Origin of the sequence: Caldithrix abyssi DSM 13497 (assembly GCF_001886815.1) — a bacterium.
Taxonomy (GTDB): Bacteria; Calditrichota; Calditrichia; order Calditrichales; family Calditrichaceae; genus Caldithrix; species Caldithrix abyssi.
Window position 1 is genome coordinate 3,747,589 of sequence record NZ_CP018099.1, and the last position, 15,983, is coordinate 3,763,571.

Annotated in this window: 14 protein-coding genes and 1 pseudogene; 10 read left to right on the forward strand and 5 right to left on the reverse strand. The window is 44.2% G+C overall.

Features of this window, described 5'->3' with window-relative positions:
- Nucleotides 1-25: 25 nt before the first annotated feature.
- The 4 genes and pseudogenes from Cabys_RS20815 to Cabys_RS14665 form a co-directional block, all read right to left on the reverse strand.
- A pseudogene (locus tag Cabys_RS20815) lies at nucleotides 26-253 on the reverse strand (IS1182 family transposase); the annotation flags it as partial.
- A 3-nt stretch (nucleotides 254-256) separates the two neighbouring features.
- Nucleotides 257-1,489: an ISL3 family transposase gene (locus Cabys_RS14655; RefSeq protein ID WP_071961294.1), complete on the reverse strand. Its 1,233-nt coding sequence runs from the start codon at nucleotides 1,487-1,489 to the stop codon at nucleotides 257-259.
- Nucleotides 1,490-1,498: 9 nt separating this feature from the next.
- Nucleotides 1,499-3,082, reverse strand: a complete 1,584-nt coding sequence (locus tag Cabys_RS14660; protein ID WP_006926893.1) for an IS1182 family transposase — start codon at nucleotides 3,080-3,082, stop codon at nucleotides 1,499-1,501.
- Between the two features lie 361 nt (nucleotides 3,083-3,443).
- Nucleotides 3,444-3,716 carry a hypothetical protein gene (locus Cabys_RS14665; protein ID WP_044280960.1) on the reverse strand — a complete coding sequence of 91 codons (273 nt, stop codon included), beginning with the start codon at nucleotides 3,714-3,716 and terminating at the stop codon, nucleotides 3,444-3,446.
- 323 nt (nucleotides 3,717-4,039) lie between these two features.
- Between Cabys_RS14665 and Cabys_RS14670 the strand changes: the two genes are divergently transcribed.
- Nucleotides 4,040-5,563, forward strand: coding sequence for an HAL/PAL/TAL family ammonia-lyase (locus Cabys_RS14670; RefSeq protein ID WP_006926894.1), 1,524 nt, complete (start codon nucleotides 4,040-4,042; stop codon nucleotides 5,561-5,563).
- A 141-nt stretch (nucleotides 5,564-5,704) separates the two neighbouring features.
- Here the strand turns inward: Cabys_RS14670 and Cabys_RS14675 are convergent, their stop codons facing one another.
- Nucleotides 5,705-6,838: a M48 family metallopeptidase gene (locus tag Cabys_RS14675; protein ID WP_006926895.1), complete on the reverse strand. Its 1,134-nt coding sequence runs from the start codon at nucleotides 6,836-6,838 to the stop codon at nucleotides 5,705-5,707.
- Between the two features lie 457 nt (nucleotides 6,839-7,295).
- On the opposite strand from Cabys_RS14675, the gene lysW reads away from it, so the two are divergent.
- From lysW to Cabys_RS14720, 9 genes are all read left to right on the forward strand, one after another.
- Nucleotides 7,296-7,472, forward strand: coding sequence for a lysine biosynthesis protein LysW (gene lysW / locus Cabys_RS14680; RefSeq protein WP_006926896.1), 177 nt, complete (start codon nucleotides 7,296-7,298; stop codon nucleotides 7,470-7,472).
- A gap of 3 nt (nucleotides 7,473-7,475) precedes the next feature.
- Nucleotides 7,476-8,627 carry a LeuA family protein gene (locus Cabys_RS14685; RefSeq protein WP_006926897.1) on the forward strand — a complete coding sequence of 384 codons (1,152 nt, stop codon included), beginning with the start codon at nucleotides 7,476-7,478 and terminating at the stop codon, nucleotides 8,625-8,627.
- A gap of 56 nt (nucleotides 8,628-8,683) precedes the next feature.
- The gene (gene lysX / locus Cabys_RS14690) at nucleotides 8,684-9,532 is read left to right on the forward strand and encodes a lysine biosynthesis protein LysX (RefSeq protein ID WP_006926898.1); all 849 of its coding nucleotides are present in this window, start codon (nucleotides 8,684-8,686) and stop codon (nucleotides 9,530-9,532) included.
- The gene (argC, locus tag Cabys_RS14695) at nucleotides 9,529-10,575 is read left to right on the forward strand and encodes an N-acetyl-gamma-glutamyl-phosphate reductase (protein WP_006926899.1); all 1,047 of its coding nucleotides are present in this window, start codon (nucleotides 9,529-9,531) and stop codon (nucleotides 10,573-10,575) included. Before lysX ends, argC begins: the two co-directional genes overlap by 4 nt.
- Nucleotides 10,576-10,724: 149 nt before the next feature.
- Entirely contained in the window at nucleotides 10,725-11,366 is a 642-nt protein-coding gene (locus Cabys_RS14700; RefSeq protein ID WP_006926900.1) for a class II glutamine amidotransferase, read from the forward strand.
- The gene (locus Cabys_RS14705) at nucleotides 11,363-12,154 is read left to right on the forward strand and encodes a [LysW]-aminoadipate kinase (RefSeq protein ID WP_006926901.1); all 792 of its coding nucleotides are present in this window, start codon (nucleotides 11,363-11,365) and stop codon (nucleotides 12,152-12,154) included. Before Cabys_RS14700 ends, Cabys_RS14705 begins: the two co-directional genes overlap by 4 nt.
- Entirely contained in the window at nucleotides 12,151-13,320 is a 1,170-nt protein-coding gene (locus Cabys_RS14710) for an aspartate aminotransferase family protein (protein WP_006926902.1), read from the forward strand. Before Cabys_RS14705 ends, Cabys_RS14710 begins: the two co-directional genes overlap by 4 nt.
- Before the next feature lie 598 nt (nucleotides 13,321-13,918).
- Nucleotides 13,919-14,968 (forward strand): hypothetical protein, encoded by a 1,050-nt coding sequence (locus Cabys_RS14715; protein WP_006926905.1) that lies wholly within the window; start codon nucleotides 13,919-13,921, stop codon nucleotides 14,966-14,968.
- A gap of 186 nt (nucleotides 14,969-15,154) precedes the next feature.
- Nucleotides 15,155-15,967 carry a hypothetical protein gene (locus Cabys_RS14720; protein WP_006926906.1) on the forward strand — a complete coding sequence of 271 codons (813 nt, stop codon included), beginning with the start codon at nucleotides 15,155-15,157 and terminating at the stop codon, nucleotides 15,965-15,967.
- Nucleotides 15,968-15,983: the final 16 nt, after the last annotated feature.

Sequence of the window (15,983 nt, forward strand, 5' to 3'; positions counted from 1 at the left end):
CCCAAAAGTCGATGAAAGTAAATTTTTATACAAAACATATTTTGGCGTTGAAGAGACAAGATGAATATTTAACAACTATTTTTTCCTTAATTTCTATAAAAAACTGCTCTAACGATATTAAAATGGTATTTTTTTGGCCTAAATTTTGACACTGGCTTGCCCGGTTTAAATTAAAAAAGATGTTAGCGCTATACTTATACATCTCGTTAACTAAACCGTACTCTTTCATCTGATTAAACATCTTTTTTAAATGGCTCTACTGGGATTCCTGTGGAAAAAGGTCTAATTTACCAAGAAAGAATAGTATTGCTATCCTAAAATTTTCAAATTTTCTAAAGCCTCTACCAACTGTTTTTATCTCCTGTATCTTGCCGTTCAACCATTCGGCTACTGAATTATCTATCTGATATCTTATATAGTTTAATAAGCCATCTGAATGAGCAATGAGCATTTTTGCTACTTTAATCATTTTATTTAAAGAACGTTCCTTAATATCCTGATACCATTCCGCAAAAAAGAATTTCGCATCATTTATTGTTTCACTCCTAAAGAATTCTTTGAAGTTCTCTTTGGCCGCCCAAGCCTGGGAAGTGATAAGGTTAAGTTCTTGAATTTTTCTGAAACGCGATAATTGCTTGTCCGTCATATTTTCCGGATTCTTTAAAAATAAATATTTACTTTTCACTAAGGTTTTATCATTAGATTTTTGTAATTTACGGGCTTCCTCTCGTCTGGTTTTATCCACTCCATCATTTAAATACTTCATTATATGAAATTTGTCATGCACTATGGAAGCATTGGGAAGCTCCTTTTGAACAGCTTTAATAAAAGCTTTCCACATATCCATACTGACCGCTTTGAGGCCCTCCTTTTGTTTCTCTGTTAATCCCTTGTTTATTAACGAACTGGCAGAGCTTGTTGTGCGGCCTTCACTTACATCTATTACACGTCTTCTTTCACTATCGGATAATACGCTTACATAAGTATGACCTCTTTTCATACTCTTCTCATCTATCCCGATATATTTAATGTCCTCTTCCGTTCGGCGTGATAGCCCGCGTTCCACTGCTTTGCTCATTATATGATGAAGCATATCAAAGCTGATCCGTAAAAGTTGCGCCGTTTTGCTCTGGTTTTTGGAGGCCAGTAATAACTCAATAGCAAAACGTTCAAATAATAAAGTCGTTCGACTCGACTTTTCTGCCCAAGGTACTTTGATCGTTTTTACTCCATGTTCCTTGCATTTAATGCGGGGTACTTTGCAGACAATATAGGTCTTCATTTGGCATGTATCCAAATGCCGCCAACGACGTTTTTCGCGATGATCATAAATATCATATTCCACTTCGCATTCGGGACAAAAACCTTTTTTTGACTTATAGATAATCTCTATTTCTACTTCCTCATTCGCAATATCTAAGTCAACTTTAGACACTTCCCAGGGATGCGAAAGTCCCAAAATCTGTTTAAATAATTCTTTATCTTTCATAAACTCAATCTAAGGATTATTTTTGTTTTTCACAAAAATCCCAGTAGAGCCTTTTAAATTATACGCTACTGCTATTATACCAAATTCTGTTTTTACTTTATCTAATCCTCTTAATAAAAAGCCCCTTATTCCAAGATTATGCTTTATTTGTCCAAAAATTGTTTCTATCTCCGAACCTCGTTTGCTGATTAATTTTCTTCCTTCTTCCGTATTCAATCGAGAACGAACCTGCTTTTTATAATCATTAAGCATGACATTTACTCTAACAACACGCGCAGTCTGGCCCTTATAGCACTTCTCTTTCAATACACAGCCTTCACAACTCTCACTACGGTAAATACGATGCTTTACTTTAAATCCCGTCGACGTAACATTTTCCTGTTCTCCAACATATTCTAAATACCGACCGGCAGGACATTCATAGCGATCTAATTCAGGATCATACCGCATGTTATCTATCAAAAAAGGATTCTCTTTGTATGACTTCTTTTGCTCTTTGTAATAACTACTGTATTTGATATAAGCTTCTACACCTTCTGATTCCAAATATGCATAATTCTCCTCACTTCCATAGCCTGCATCGCCTATTACTCGATTTGGTTGCCTACCATAACAACGCTTGTATGACTCCATAAAGGGCTTTAATAATACGCTATCATTCGCGTTCTGATTTATCGTATAATTCACTATAAATTGATTCTCACTTCCTACCTGAACATTATAACTCGGAAGCAAATCCGTATTATTATGATGATCCCGCTTCTTACTCATAAAGGTAGCATCCGGGTCCGTCTGGCTATAGCTATTCCTACCATTTAGAAGCTTTCGTTGCTTTTCATATTTACGTTGGCGCGGTAAATAATCCTTCTCTATTTTATTTTTTGCTCTCTTTAATTCCTTATTGTCCGGTTCCTTTTTTAACCGCTCATTCAATATATCAACTATTTGTTCAATCTGATGAGAGCTTAAAGTAACATCCTCTCCTAATTCTCCTAAATCTTTATTACCGTATAAACGATTCTCTAAATCATTCTCGTTATCTATCTTCTTTAGTAATTCCTTTAGCTTCTCTTGAAGTACTCTCTGGTAACGGTCTACATTCTTCTTCCAGACTGCCTTGTATTTATTCGCATTCGCCTGAAATTTGCTCCCGTCTATAAAAAGATCATTTAATTCGATATAGCCCAACTCCAATAATTGCTCAACTACATAGGTGAATACTTCCTCTATTTTTCCCTTCAATCGTGATGAACGAAAACGATTTATCGTCCTAAAATCCGGACGACTGTTCCCTGATAACCACATGAAATGAATATTCTCTCTTAAGGCCTTAGCTATCTGGCGCGAAGTAAATATCTTCTGCGTATAGGCATAAATGACTACTTTTAATAGCATCCGCGGATGATACGCGGCCCGACCGCCTCCTTTGTATTCTTTAATTAAAAAATCAATATCCATCTTGTCTATGATGGCATTGATAAACCGAACCATATGATTGGGGTCTATGAGCTCATCTAATGAAGGCGGAAGAATAGTAAGTTGGTTTTGATCGGTAGTTTTAAATGGGATTTTCCGACAACGTTTTGGCTTCATGGTTTTTATTTTAAATTTAATATTTTCAAGTTATTAATGCAAGTTATTTTATGTGCTAAAGACAATAAATAGAACCAATTTAAATCTTGTTTTTATTCATGTTTTTTTGTTGAAATCTTTTACCTTTTCCATAATTTCGTATCACATTTACCAATAAAATTATATTTAAAAACCTGCATATTTATACATCTTGATTTACTTTTGGGACAGCCCCGGCGTAAATAGAGCCGGTTTGCTGAACTTTGGTTTCAGAATAATTTGTTTAATCTTTTTCTGCGATGATTGGCGTAATCTGCGAGAAAATTACTTTGCGCGCGTTGCTGTTGATTTTGGTTGAGGCTACGCTGTCTTAGCCGTTTTTTTAATTAATGTTTGTTTTACTTGTACCAAGGTTGCTGCTCGCCAAAGCGAATTTTTCAGGAAAATCCTTCGCCCTTACTGTTTTCCCTCGCCATTTTTTGAGAAAATTTCTCCTCGCCCGTGGGACGGGCTCGTCGAAATGACAGAGGAGAAAGGCTTCTGCTATTCCGAAGAATGTCTCCCACTCTTTAATTGCCCGCTTCACTACTCCTCTTCGGTTAAGCTCAGGGCAGGCATACCGCACTGGCGGGATAAATTTTAAATTGTAATCCATCCATCCTCGAAAAGGACATTTGCTCGAACTATTTCCACTGCCCCGCGTTTATTGTTTTTACTTTCTGAGTTTTTTTACTCAAATTGCAAAAAAAATCTTTTTACCGTTAAATGAATAAAAATCAATTTTATTAAACGAAATGGTCATTAATCAACGCCAAAATTCGCCCAAACTCTATTGTCAGTCCATGAATATTTTTTCATTTCTATTTCTCAAACGCCTGGCAACCATTGACAAAAATTATTAGAACGGTGGATTGCAAAAAATAATCTTTGTAATTTATGCCTGACCAATTCCTTTAAAATCAATGGAAGGGAAAAATTATGGCTATTGTACTGGATGGTAAATCTTTGACCATTGAAAAACTGGTTCGTATTGCCCGTTTTAACGAAAAGGTTGAACTGGCTCCAGAGGCCCTGGAGCGCATCAAGGCCTGCCGGGCCATGCTAGAGAAAAAAATCGCCGCCCGTGAAGTGATGTACGGCATCAACACGGGCATTGGTGAATTTTCCGAGGTTGTTTTAAGCGACGAACAGGTTGAACAATTTCAGAAATATTTGATTTACAACCATGCAGCGGGCATTGGCGAGCCTGCGCCTATTGAATATGTGCGCGCTGCCATGGCCGGACGCATTAATGTGCACGCTAACGGTCGGTCAGGCGTTCGACCGGAAATCACTTTAACGCTGATCGAGATGTTAAACAAGGGCGTTACGCCGGTTGTTTGTCAAAAAGGTTCCGTGGGAGCCAGCGGCGACCTGGCGCCCATGTCGCAAATTGCCTTATTGCTTTTAGGCGAGGGAGAAGCCTTTTACCAGGGGCAGCGTTTGCCGGGTAAAGCGGCCATGGAACGGGCCGGCATTAAAATTCCCGGGTTAAAGGCAAGAGACGGGCTGGCCACAATCAATGGCTCCAATCTGTTAACGGCCATGAGCGCCCTGCACCTGTACGATATGGATCGCTGGCTGCGTCAGGCAGAAATCGCCGCGGCCATGTCTCTGGAAGCGCTGCTGGCCAATTTAAAGCCTTACGACGAACGACTGCACAAAGTGCGCGGATTTGACGGCGCGGTGCGCAGCGCTCGCGCCATTCGCCAGTGTTTGCAAGGCAGCGACCTCTATTCCGGAAAAATTAAGCAGCGCGTTCAGGATGCCTATTCCATGCGCTCCACCCCGCAGGTCATCGGCGCGGCCAGAGACGCCATCCGGTATGCTCGAACTCAGGTGGAAATCGAATTGAACGGCGTGGGCGACAACCCCGTCTTTTTTGTAGAAGACGAGCTAACCCTGACCGGCGCTAATTTTCAGGGCACGCCCGTTGCGTTACCCATGGACATGGCTGGCGCGGCTGTTACCATGGTCAGCGTCATGTCCGAACGGCGCATGAACCGCCTGAACAACCCGGCGTTAAGCGCGGGCCTTCCACCGTTTTTAACAAAGGGCGCCGGCATGTTTTCCGGTTTGATGCTCAGCCAGTACACGGCAGATTCCTTAATCGTCGAACAGCGTATTCTTTCGGTTCCGGCAGCTATTCAATCCATTCCCGCCGCAGCCGATCAGGAAGATTTTGTCTCCATGGGCATGAACACAGCCATTAAAAACGCTCAAATACTGGACAACGCTTACGGCATTCTGGGAATAGAATTTATGGCCGCCGCTCAGGCCCTCGATTTCCGTCAGCACCAGTTTGGCAGAGGCGTGCAAACGGCTAAAAAAATCATTCGTAAATATGTGCCGTATCTGGATGAAGACCGGCCGCTCTACCCCGATCACACCAAAATGAAAGCGCTGGTCAAATCCGGTGAAATTCTGGAAGCGGTGGAATCGGAGGTGGGCAGTTTAAGATAATCGCCGCTGCTTTATTGATCGAATAAATTTTTAGTCTGGCAGGTCGCTCGGGATTTTCCACCCTTTTTTACTTGCACAAAAGGACGTGAACGCTCACCAGCGTAATGCGCCTTGCTGAAGCCATGTGCCGGCCGCGTTATATTAAACTTGCTCAATCTTTTTTCCCTGTAAAAAATCTTCCACCATTTTCACACGTTTTTGAATGGATGGATGGGAGTGGAAGAAAAACTCCACCAGCGGATGGGGTTGTTTATCGCTTAAATTCTGCTCGCTCAATTTTAACAAAGCGCTGGCAAAGGCCCGCGGATTGCTGCTGTGCCGCAGGGCGTACAAATCGGCCTGCCGTTCGTAATGCCTGCTCAGGGCATTGCTCAGCGGTGAAACCAGCAGCATGTAAACAGTAAGGATGATCGCAATCAATGGCAGAGCCGCCAGGTCTGCGGGACCGGTAAAGCCCATGCGCGTTAATAAATCCCAGTAAATAAGATGGGCCAGATAAAACCCGACAAAGGTTTGCAGCGTTCCGGCGGCCATCAATCGGTACAGATGTTTGTGCACAAAATGGCCCACCTCATGGGCAAAAACCGCCTCAATTTCATCATGCGTAAAATTTTCCAGCAAAGTGTCGCCAATGATAATGCGTCGCGATTTACCCAGTCCGGTAAAAGCCGCATTAGCCTTTTTGGTGTCTTTGCTCATGTTAAAACGGAAAATGCCTTGCAGATCAAACTTGCCGATTTTAGCCAGACGCTCCATGCGCTTTAAAAGCTCATCGTCTTTTAGGGGCTCAAACTTGTAAAACAAAGGAAAAATCAACTGCGGCGCCAGTCGCCCCAGCAAAACCGAGAATAAAAAGATCACCACACTGAGCCAGAACCACCAGCTTTGCGGATAATTAAGCAGTAAAAAGTAAAAGGCCAGCGCCAGCGGCAAACCGATCGCCAGGCCGACCAGATTTTCTTTTAATTTTTCTTTTATCCAATCCCATAAAGTCTGGTTGGAAAGCTGGTAGCGGTGTTCCAGAATAAAACCGCTGTAAAATTCAAACGGAAAGGTAAACAGCGAAAGCCCGAAACCCGCCACCGCCATAAAAAGCAAAAAGCGCAGGTAGGCATTTTCTGTTAGCTGATGCGTCCAGTCGCGCAATTCGGCCGAATAGCCGGTAGTCAAAAACAAAACCAGCAGCAAAAAACTTAAAACGGATTCGCTTATGCTAACGATTAATTTAATGCGTTCATAACGCTTGGCCTGTTGTTCCCTTGTTAATTCTTGCATGGCATTAATCCTGCTTCTTAATGTTCCGGTGTTCTCTCGCCTTTGTCAAATATCATTCCTGCGCATGGGGCGCTCTTTTCAGTCAACCCTGCATGTCATTCCCGCGCACACGGAGATCTCCCTCATCCACATAAAGGAGTCGGCTCCATGCCTCACCTCTGTGCGTGATCTTTATGTTCTGGTCTCAGGATCATTGAATCTTAATTTATGAAGGAAACACAAAATCCACAAAAACATTTAAAAACAAAAACAAGAACCAGTGTATAATTATAACCTCATTAAAAAATTTCTTTTTTAATGCGTCGTGCTATGCTCTCTATCTCAAGGAATCATCTACTGAATGATGTTCCGTCTTACTTTTAAATTTATAATAATTTGCATTTTTATAATATTTTATTATTTTCCTGCTAATTTTCAAACAGTCCAAATCAATCAGTTAAAACAAAGAGAGGGGAGAATGATGACACAACCGGCAACATGTCCCGTGTGTGACGCCATCGTCGAGTTAGAAGAAAACGTTGAGCTACACGAGCTAACCACCTGCCCGGATTGCGGCAGCGAATTAGAAGTCGTCGCTTTGCAACCTCCAACGCTGGAAGAGGCTCCACAGGAAGAAGAAGACTGGGGAGAATGACTCGTGGTTAAAATTTTAGACACAACCCTGCGCGAGGGCGAACAAACGCCGGGCGTCTATTTTGATGGCCACATCAAGCTGGCCATCGCCGATCTGCTGGATGAAATCGGTATCGATATCATCGAAGCCGGGCATCCGATGGTAACGCCGGAAATCCACGAGGCTGTGTACCAGCTTGCACGCCATGGTTACCGCGCAAAAATCGCCGCTCATGCCCGTTCACTACAACGGGATGTGGATCTGGCGCTGGAATGCGGCGCGCAATTCATCGGCATTTTTTACAGCGTTGCCAGCGAACGGCTGGGGCAGGTTTTTCGTAAAGATTTAAACAGCGCCATCGATCAAATCGTTAACGTTATTCGTTACGCTAAAAATCAAAATCCAGATTTGTTGATCCGCTACACGCCAGAAGACACGGTGCGCTCGCCATTTGAGAATGTCGTGCAGGCCTCCTGCGCTGCGGTAGAAGCCGGCGCGGATATCATCAGCGTGGCCGACACCACCGGCTTCATGGCGCCCGGCACGGAGCACAACATGTACGATTTTATCGCGCGGCTGAAAGACGCCCTGGCGCAAAGCGGCCATCAACCGATGATTGCCGTTCATTGCCATAACGATCGCGGGCTGGCTCTGGCCAATGCGCTGGACGGCTACCGGGCCGGCGCGGAAATCATCGATGCCAGCGTATTGGGACTGGGCGAACGGGCCGGCATTGTCGATCTGGCTCAACTACTGCTGGCTTTGAAAGAGGTCTTTCAGGTGCAAAACAACTGTCGTCTGGAAAAACTTTTGCCCCTTTACCAGCTGGTCAGTCAATATGCCGGACTGCCCATTCCGGACAACTTCCCCATTGTTGGTCAAAATGCCTTTACGCATTGCGCCGGCGTTCACACTCATGCCGCCGTGCAAAATCCCGTTCATTACCAGAGTCTGGACCCTTCGCTGGTCGGACGCAATATGTCCGTCGCTCTTGACCACATGTCCGGCATTTCTTCCGTACAATGGGCTTTAGACCAACTGGGCCTCGAATACACCACCGACCTCCTCAAGCGTATTTTAATCCACATAAAACAGATCGGCCAGAAAGGTCGCACCGTTGATTTTCATGAGCTTAAGCACCTGGTTGAATGGTGTAAAAAGCATCCTTTAAAGTAAAAATAAATTCCGAAGAACGACATCGCGGTAAACATTAAAAACACAGGGAGATTCCCATGCGTGTAGGATTTTTACATTCAATTATTCGCAAAGACGAAAAATTTTTAATCGAAGCATTCCGCAAACGCCCAAACGTGGAACTGGAAATGATCGACGACCGGGAAATCGTTTTTACCATGGGTAAAAACGGATTTGCTCTGGATGTGGTTATCGAAAGAGCCATTAACCACTCGCGTGCGCTGCATGCTTTAATGCTGTTCGAAAGCGCGGGCGTAAAATGCGTTAACACGGCTCAGGTTGCATTAACCTGCGGCGATAAATTACTGACCTCCCGGGCTATGGCGGCGCACAATGTTCCGCAACCACCAGTAAAAATCGCCTTTACAGAACAATCGGCCATTAAAGCCATTGAAGAGATGGGCTATCCGGTGGTCATCAAACCGGCGGTAGGCTCCTGGGGGCGGTTGATCTCCAAAATCAACGATCGGGACGCCGCCGAAGCCATTTTAGAACACAAAACGATTCTGGGCAGCTACCACCATTCCATCTTTTACATTCAAAAATACGTGGAAAAAAACGGCCGCGATATCCGCTCGTTTGTGGTGGGCGATGAATGTATTGCCGCCATTTATCGCCGCTCCGACCACTGGATCACCAACACGGCGCGCGGCGGCCAGGCATCTAACTGTCCGGTAACCGATGAAATCGCCGAAATTTCGCTTAAAGCAGCCCGGGCGGTTGGCGGCGGCGTACTGGCCATCGACCTGTTCGAAACCAACGACGGCTTATTGGTTAACGAAGTGAATTACACCATGGAATTCAAAAACAGCATTGACACCACCGGCGTGGACATTCCGGCCAGAATCGTGGATTACGTTTTAAAGATCGCAAAGGAGGCGGCATGAGCGCTATTACGGTTTCCATTGCAGGCGCTTCCGGTTACGCCGGCGGCGAGCTACTGCGTCTTTTATTGTTTCATCCCGATGTGCGCATCCAGCAGGCGACCTCGGAAAGACATTTTGGTCAATTTGTGCACAAGGTTCATCCGAACTTGCGCGGGCAAACCACCTTAAAATTTTGCGGTATGGATGATTTACAACCCTGCGACCTGTTGTTCCTTTGCCTGCCCCATGGCGAAGCGCAAAAACGGATCGAGCACTTTTCGCAAATTGCGCCGCGCATTATCGATTTGAGCGCCGATTTTCGTTTGCAAAATCCCGACGCTTACGCCAGATGGTACGGCCAGTCGCATCTACGTCCGGATTTACTCGGCCAGTTCGTGTACGGCATTCCCGAATTGCACCGACAACAAATGCAAACGGCGCGCTTTATTTCCAGCGCAGGCTGCAATGCTACGGCCGCCATTCTGGCCCTCTACCCCCTTTTTAAAGAGGGCCTGGCGCAAGCTAATCAGGCGATCATTGAAGTTAAAGTCGGTTCCAGCGAGGCAGGCAACCGGCCTAACGAAGCATCGCACCACCCCGTTCGTCATGGCTGCGTGCGTTCGTTTAAGCCTACGAGACATCGCCATGCGGCCGAAATTGAACAGGAATTAAGTTTTAATGAAGCGATGACCGCCCATTTTTCGGCCACAGCCATCGAAATGGTGCGCGGCGTTCTGGCCACGGCGCACGTCTTTTTAAACCGCAAGCTCAGCGAAAAGGACATCTGGAAAATCTACCGCAGCTATTACGCTTCCGAGCCTTTTGTGCGCATTGTGAAAGAACGCGACGGACTTTACCGCTATCCGGAGCCCAAACTGGTGGCCGGCACAAATTTCTGCGACGTGGGGTTTGAACTGGACGGCTCGACCAATCGGCTGGTGGTAATCAGCGCCATTGACAATTTGATGAAGGGCGCAGCCGGACAGGCCGTACAGGCTTTTAATATTATGCACGGCCTGCCCGAAACGCGGGCGCTGCAGTTTCCGGGTCTGCATCCAGTGTAAATTGGAGACTGGTTGATTAGTTGAATGGTTGAATGGTTCCTCCTTCTGTCGTCCTTTATTATGGGGTGAAAAGAAGAGGGAGCTTTTTAAAACACAAAACAGATTTTGAAATTTTTAGGTGTATTTCGTGGCTAATGGAAGGGGTAAACATGTGTCGTATTTTGTACTACGAAAGTAAAAGGCCAGAAAAACCACAGGCCCTTTTGAACGACTTTGCCCGCATGGCGCAGAACAGCGTGGAATATCAGGGGCACGGCTGGGGATGTGCCTGGCAAACGCCGAGGGGCTGGGACTTTTACTGGAGCATTCGTCCCGTATGGGAAGATGATTTTTCGGCCATCCCTGCAACGCGTCGCCTGCTGGCACATGCCCGCAGCGCCTTTCGCGATCAGGGAATTGCCATCGAAAACAACATGCCTTTTTACCGGCAGGATACGGTCTTTGTCTTTAACGGTGAACTGCACGGCGTTCGCATTAAAGAAAACGGGCGCATCGGCGCGGAAAAGTTATTCAGCTTTATTTTACGTTTTAAAAAGCAAGATTTGCTGACCGCCGTGCGCAAGGCCCTGCCCGTCATTTTAAAACGTGCGCGATATGTCAGCGCTCTTAATCTCATCATGGCCGATTCCAGGCAAACGGCGCTGGCTTCTTTTTTTAATGAACGGGGCGCTTATTTTACCATGCGCCAGTTTCGTTCAGAAGAAGGCCTGATTGTTTGTTCGGCTCCCCTGTCTGATGATAAAAACTGGAAACCCATCGCAAACGGAACCATTAAGGAGATCAGGCGATGATGATTATTAAAATCGGCGGCGGCTCTGCCATCAACCTGCAGGGAATTGTTGAGGACCTGGCGCAAATCGACGGTCCCAAAATCATTGTGCACGGCGCCAATGCCCTGCGCGACGAACTGGCCCAAAAACTGGGCATGGCCCCCAGAGTGATAACTTCGGCCTCCGGATATGCCAGCGTGTACTCGGACGCTAACGCTCTGGATGTGATGATGATGGCTTACGCCGGCCTGCGCAACAAGCGGCTGGTGGAATTGTTTCAGCGACAGCAAATCAACGCCATCGGCTTAACAGGACTTGACGGCCTGTTGATTCGCGGTCGTCGCAACCGCGGCATTCGCGTAAAGGAGAACGGTAAAATTAAACTTTTACGCGATTTTTCGGGTAAACCGCAGACGGTAAACAAAACACTCCTGATCCTGTTGCTGGAACAGGGCTATTTGCCGGTCATCACCGTGCCCATTGCCGATGAAAATGGTTTTGCCATCAATAGTGAAAATGACGATATTGTGGCTTTGTTGCAGTCGGCGTTGCAGGCAACAACCATCGTCCAGCTCATCGAAGCGCCGGGTTTTTTGGAGAATCCGACCGATCCGGATTCCGTTATCTCCCGCTTGACCATCAGGGAGTTGCGTGTGCGCGAACAACAGAGCGCCGGACGAATAAAACGCAAGTTGCACGCTCTGGTCAAAATTTTTGAAAGCGGCAAACCGCGCGTCATCATTGCCGATGGACGCGTTGAACATCCTGTTAAAAACGCTTTAAACGAGAAAGGAACCGTGATCCAATGAAGGCCTTTCAGGAAATGGAAGATCAATTTTCGCTTCCACTGTTTAATAAAAGAGGATTAACTCTGGTGCGTGGAGAGAATGCGCTGGTGTGGGATATTGAGGGCAGGCGCTACATCGATTGCGCCGGGGGACACGGCGTGGTGAACGTGGGCCATGCCAACCCGCGGGTGGCTGCGGCGCTGGCTGAACAGGCGCAGACTTTAATAACCTGCACCGGTAGCTTTTACAACGATAAACGCGCTCTGCTTTTAAAAAAGCTAATTGAAATTACGCCTGCCAGCCTTGACAAAGTATTTCTGTGCAACTCCGGAGCTGAAGCCGTGGAAGCGGCGCTTAAATTTGCCCGACTTACCACGGGCAAAACGGATTTTGTCTGCGCCCGTCGCGGTTTTCACGGCCGCACCATGGGCGCCCTGAGCGCTACGTTTAATCCTAATTACAAAAAGGATTTTGAACCGCTTGTTCCCGGTTTTACCTTTGTGCCTTTTAACGATTTTTCTGCGCTACAAAAGGCAATAACCGATCAAACAGCCGCCGTGTTGTTAGAAGTGGTACAGGGCGAAGGCGGCGTCCACATTGGGCGCAAGGATTATTTTGAAAACGTGCAAAAACTCTGTAAAGAACGGGAAATCCTGTTAATCATTGACGAGGTGCAGACTGGATTTGGCCGCACGGGGAGAATGTTTGCCAGCGAATACGTCGATCTACAACCAGATATTCTCTGCCTGGCCAAAGGCATTGCCGCAGGCGTACCCATGGGAGCTATGTTATGTTCCGCAAAAATAAAGGCCAGTCCCGGAAAACACGGCAGCACCTTTGGCGGCAATCCGCTGGCCTGCGCCGCCGGACTGGCCGCCATCGAATTTATCGAAGAACACAATCTGCCTCAACAGGCATTTGAAAAGGGGCAGTACTTTAAAAAGCATTTTAAAGGCAGTGAATTGGCCGTGGTCAAAGAAGTACGGCAGATCGGACTGATGATTGGCATCGAGTTGAAGAAAAAAGCGCAGCCCTATATTAAAGCTTTGCAGGAACAAGGCGTTATTGTGATTCCGGCAGGCCCAAAGGTTGTGCGGCTATTGCCCCCTTTGACCATTGAATATGAATTGCTGGATGAGGTGATCGACAAGTTAACCGATGTGCTCGGGCAGACGACCTTGCAATAAGCTGGACTAACATTTACAGCAGGACCCGGGTCACCGGCTACAACAACGGGCGAGTAGCTTCGTAACAAAACTCTCCAGTACTTTATTTCTTAAAATCCTAAATCCGAATTTCGAAATTCGAAACAATTTTCAAAATTCAAATGACAAAAATTCAAAACAGGGTTGTGAAGAAGCGTTTTGAACATTCGAAAATTTGGTGATTGGAATTTGTTTAGGATTTCGAATTTCGTGCTTCGAATTTTGAGATCCACGTTAGTAATCATCCAAACTTTTCAAAAAAAATTTGACTTTAAAATTTTTTTTAAATTAAATTTAGAACGTCAGCTATTTTTTCGCCACGGATGACGCAAACCTCAAAAGGATTTATAAAAATAATTTTTGAGGGACTGTAAATTGATGTTAATCTTTGACATCAAATTTTTACGATTTTTCTTTCTTCATTTCAGCAAAATTATTTTTGCATTGGTGACCGTTAGTACCCCCCCCAATTTGCAAACGATGGTTTCTAAAAACTACTGTTTATGATTATCTTTTCTTTGACCGTTACCCGCCGTAAATTACCAATAGCCGTAACTTTAAAACCAAAAGGAATTATACCATGATACCCAACAGCAAAAAAACCGATTCCTTTTTCCTTTCTCTTTTGTCTTTTGTCTTAATTCTTTCATCCTGCCAAAAGGCTACAGAGCCAATTAGCGATAATTTCAGGTCGGACACCACCAGCCATAACTTTACATGGACGGCGGACACCATATTTGCTGAAGACGCTTACCAGATATACTTATATGATATTTGGGGAAGGGATGAAAACAACGTTTGGGCGGTTGGTCACAGTGATAGGTTAAAATACCGTATATGGCATTATGACGGTAAAAAATGGAGCAATGTTTATGTGCCAGCATTTTACCACGTGCCTACATATAGAGAAATATTCGGCTTCAGCGAAAACGATTTCTGGGTAGTGGGTTATGGGGTCAAAACGAATCTCGATACCGCTGTTGGCTACATTTTACACTACGACGGAGAATGGCGACGTATGGACAATTACGATTTGCCGATTTGTTTTGCTGTATGGGGAACATCTTCAGATAATATGTATTTTGGATGTTATAATGGCGTAATTGCTAAGTATGACGGAGAAAAATTTATTAAATATAAAACGGGAAGAGATATACAATTTCGTTCAATATGGGGTTTCAACGATACTACGATTTTCGTGATGGGTACTGAAATTGAAAAAAATAATAAGTATTTCGCCGTTTTATATAAATATACGTACAACCGATTTACTTTTTTAGATTCATCCAGACATTTTGATAAAGGTTTCGGTATGGATTTATGGGGCTATGATATGGACAATTTTTATTCGGCAAAAGATGGAGTTTATAAGTATAATAATGGTAGATGGATACGAGAATTCAAATCAACAACAATTTATACAATTTTTGGTAACGCACCTAACAATGTGTTTGCGGGAGGTTTTCTAAGTACGTTTTATCATTATAACGGCGATAACTGGGAAAAAATAAATTTTGGCGATGACTTAATAGACACAATAAGAGGTATCTGGAGTAATGACGATCATGTTTTTGTAATACAACATCTGGGATATTATTCCAGAATACTGCATGGCGTAAGGAAAAATTAAATAAGGAGGTGGTGCTTATGATTGTAGAAAAAATATAAGCCCGGATTATGTTGCCGCATAACCCGGGCTGTCCAGCAATAAAATAATGCGGGAGCGTATGATAACGCCGCACATTACTTTAAGCCATAGGCAAATTATACCTCCCGCTCAAATTTGTCAAATTATTTATTGAATGTAGGAGGTGTCATGTTGCCTAAAAATTTGATCCGCTTATTTTTTATTTATGTACTATTTTTATCATTTTTTTTAAATGAATTACACGCAAATAGTTATATAGAAATAAACAGCAGTACAACATATGCTGTATGCCGATATAAAGACACAAACGGCACATGGTCTTATAATATGCCGAATGTTCATGATATTGGCCGACATAACGGTTCTAATCAAAATAATTCTAATTCTGATTCCGATATCTATCGTTCGATTTATTATTTTGATTTATCGGAATTAGACGAGGACGCTATTATTCAATCTGTTTCGTTGTCAATTCAATCAGGCTATTTTGAAAATAATTATTCAATGGAAATAGGTTCATATTTTGAAGATCCAAATAGTCAGTCCGAAGAAGAAATATGGAACAAGGCAGATGATGGCTATTTATACTATGATAATGTGGGATATGCAGGCGGTGATCTTTCAGAAAACAATGATTTGAAAGACGATATACAGAACAGCCTGCCAGATAGAAAATTTTTTATCGCAATTATTAGCAAGGCCGAAGACACGAATCTTTCTTATTGTGATAATATAACGCTTACGCTTAAAATTCATTTTTTAGACCAGGTGGATGTAACGGTAATTAACACTTTTGAAGGCGGTAGTTTTAAAATGGACGGTATCGTTTATGATAGCGGCATTACTTTAACGCTAACAGAAGATGAAATTCATTCATTCGAAAACTGGGATCAAACTTACAATGGCGTTGATTATATCTTTAAGGCAGTCAAGCCTAATTTTTTGTGTAAATTCCTTCCTAACCAAGGACCAGCGGTGTAACCGGAATGGAGCGTAG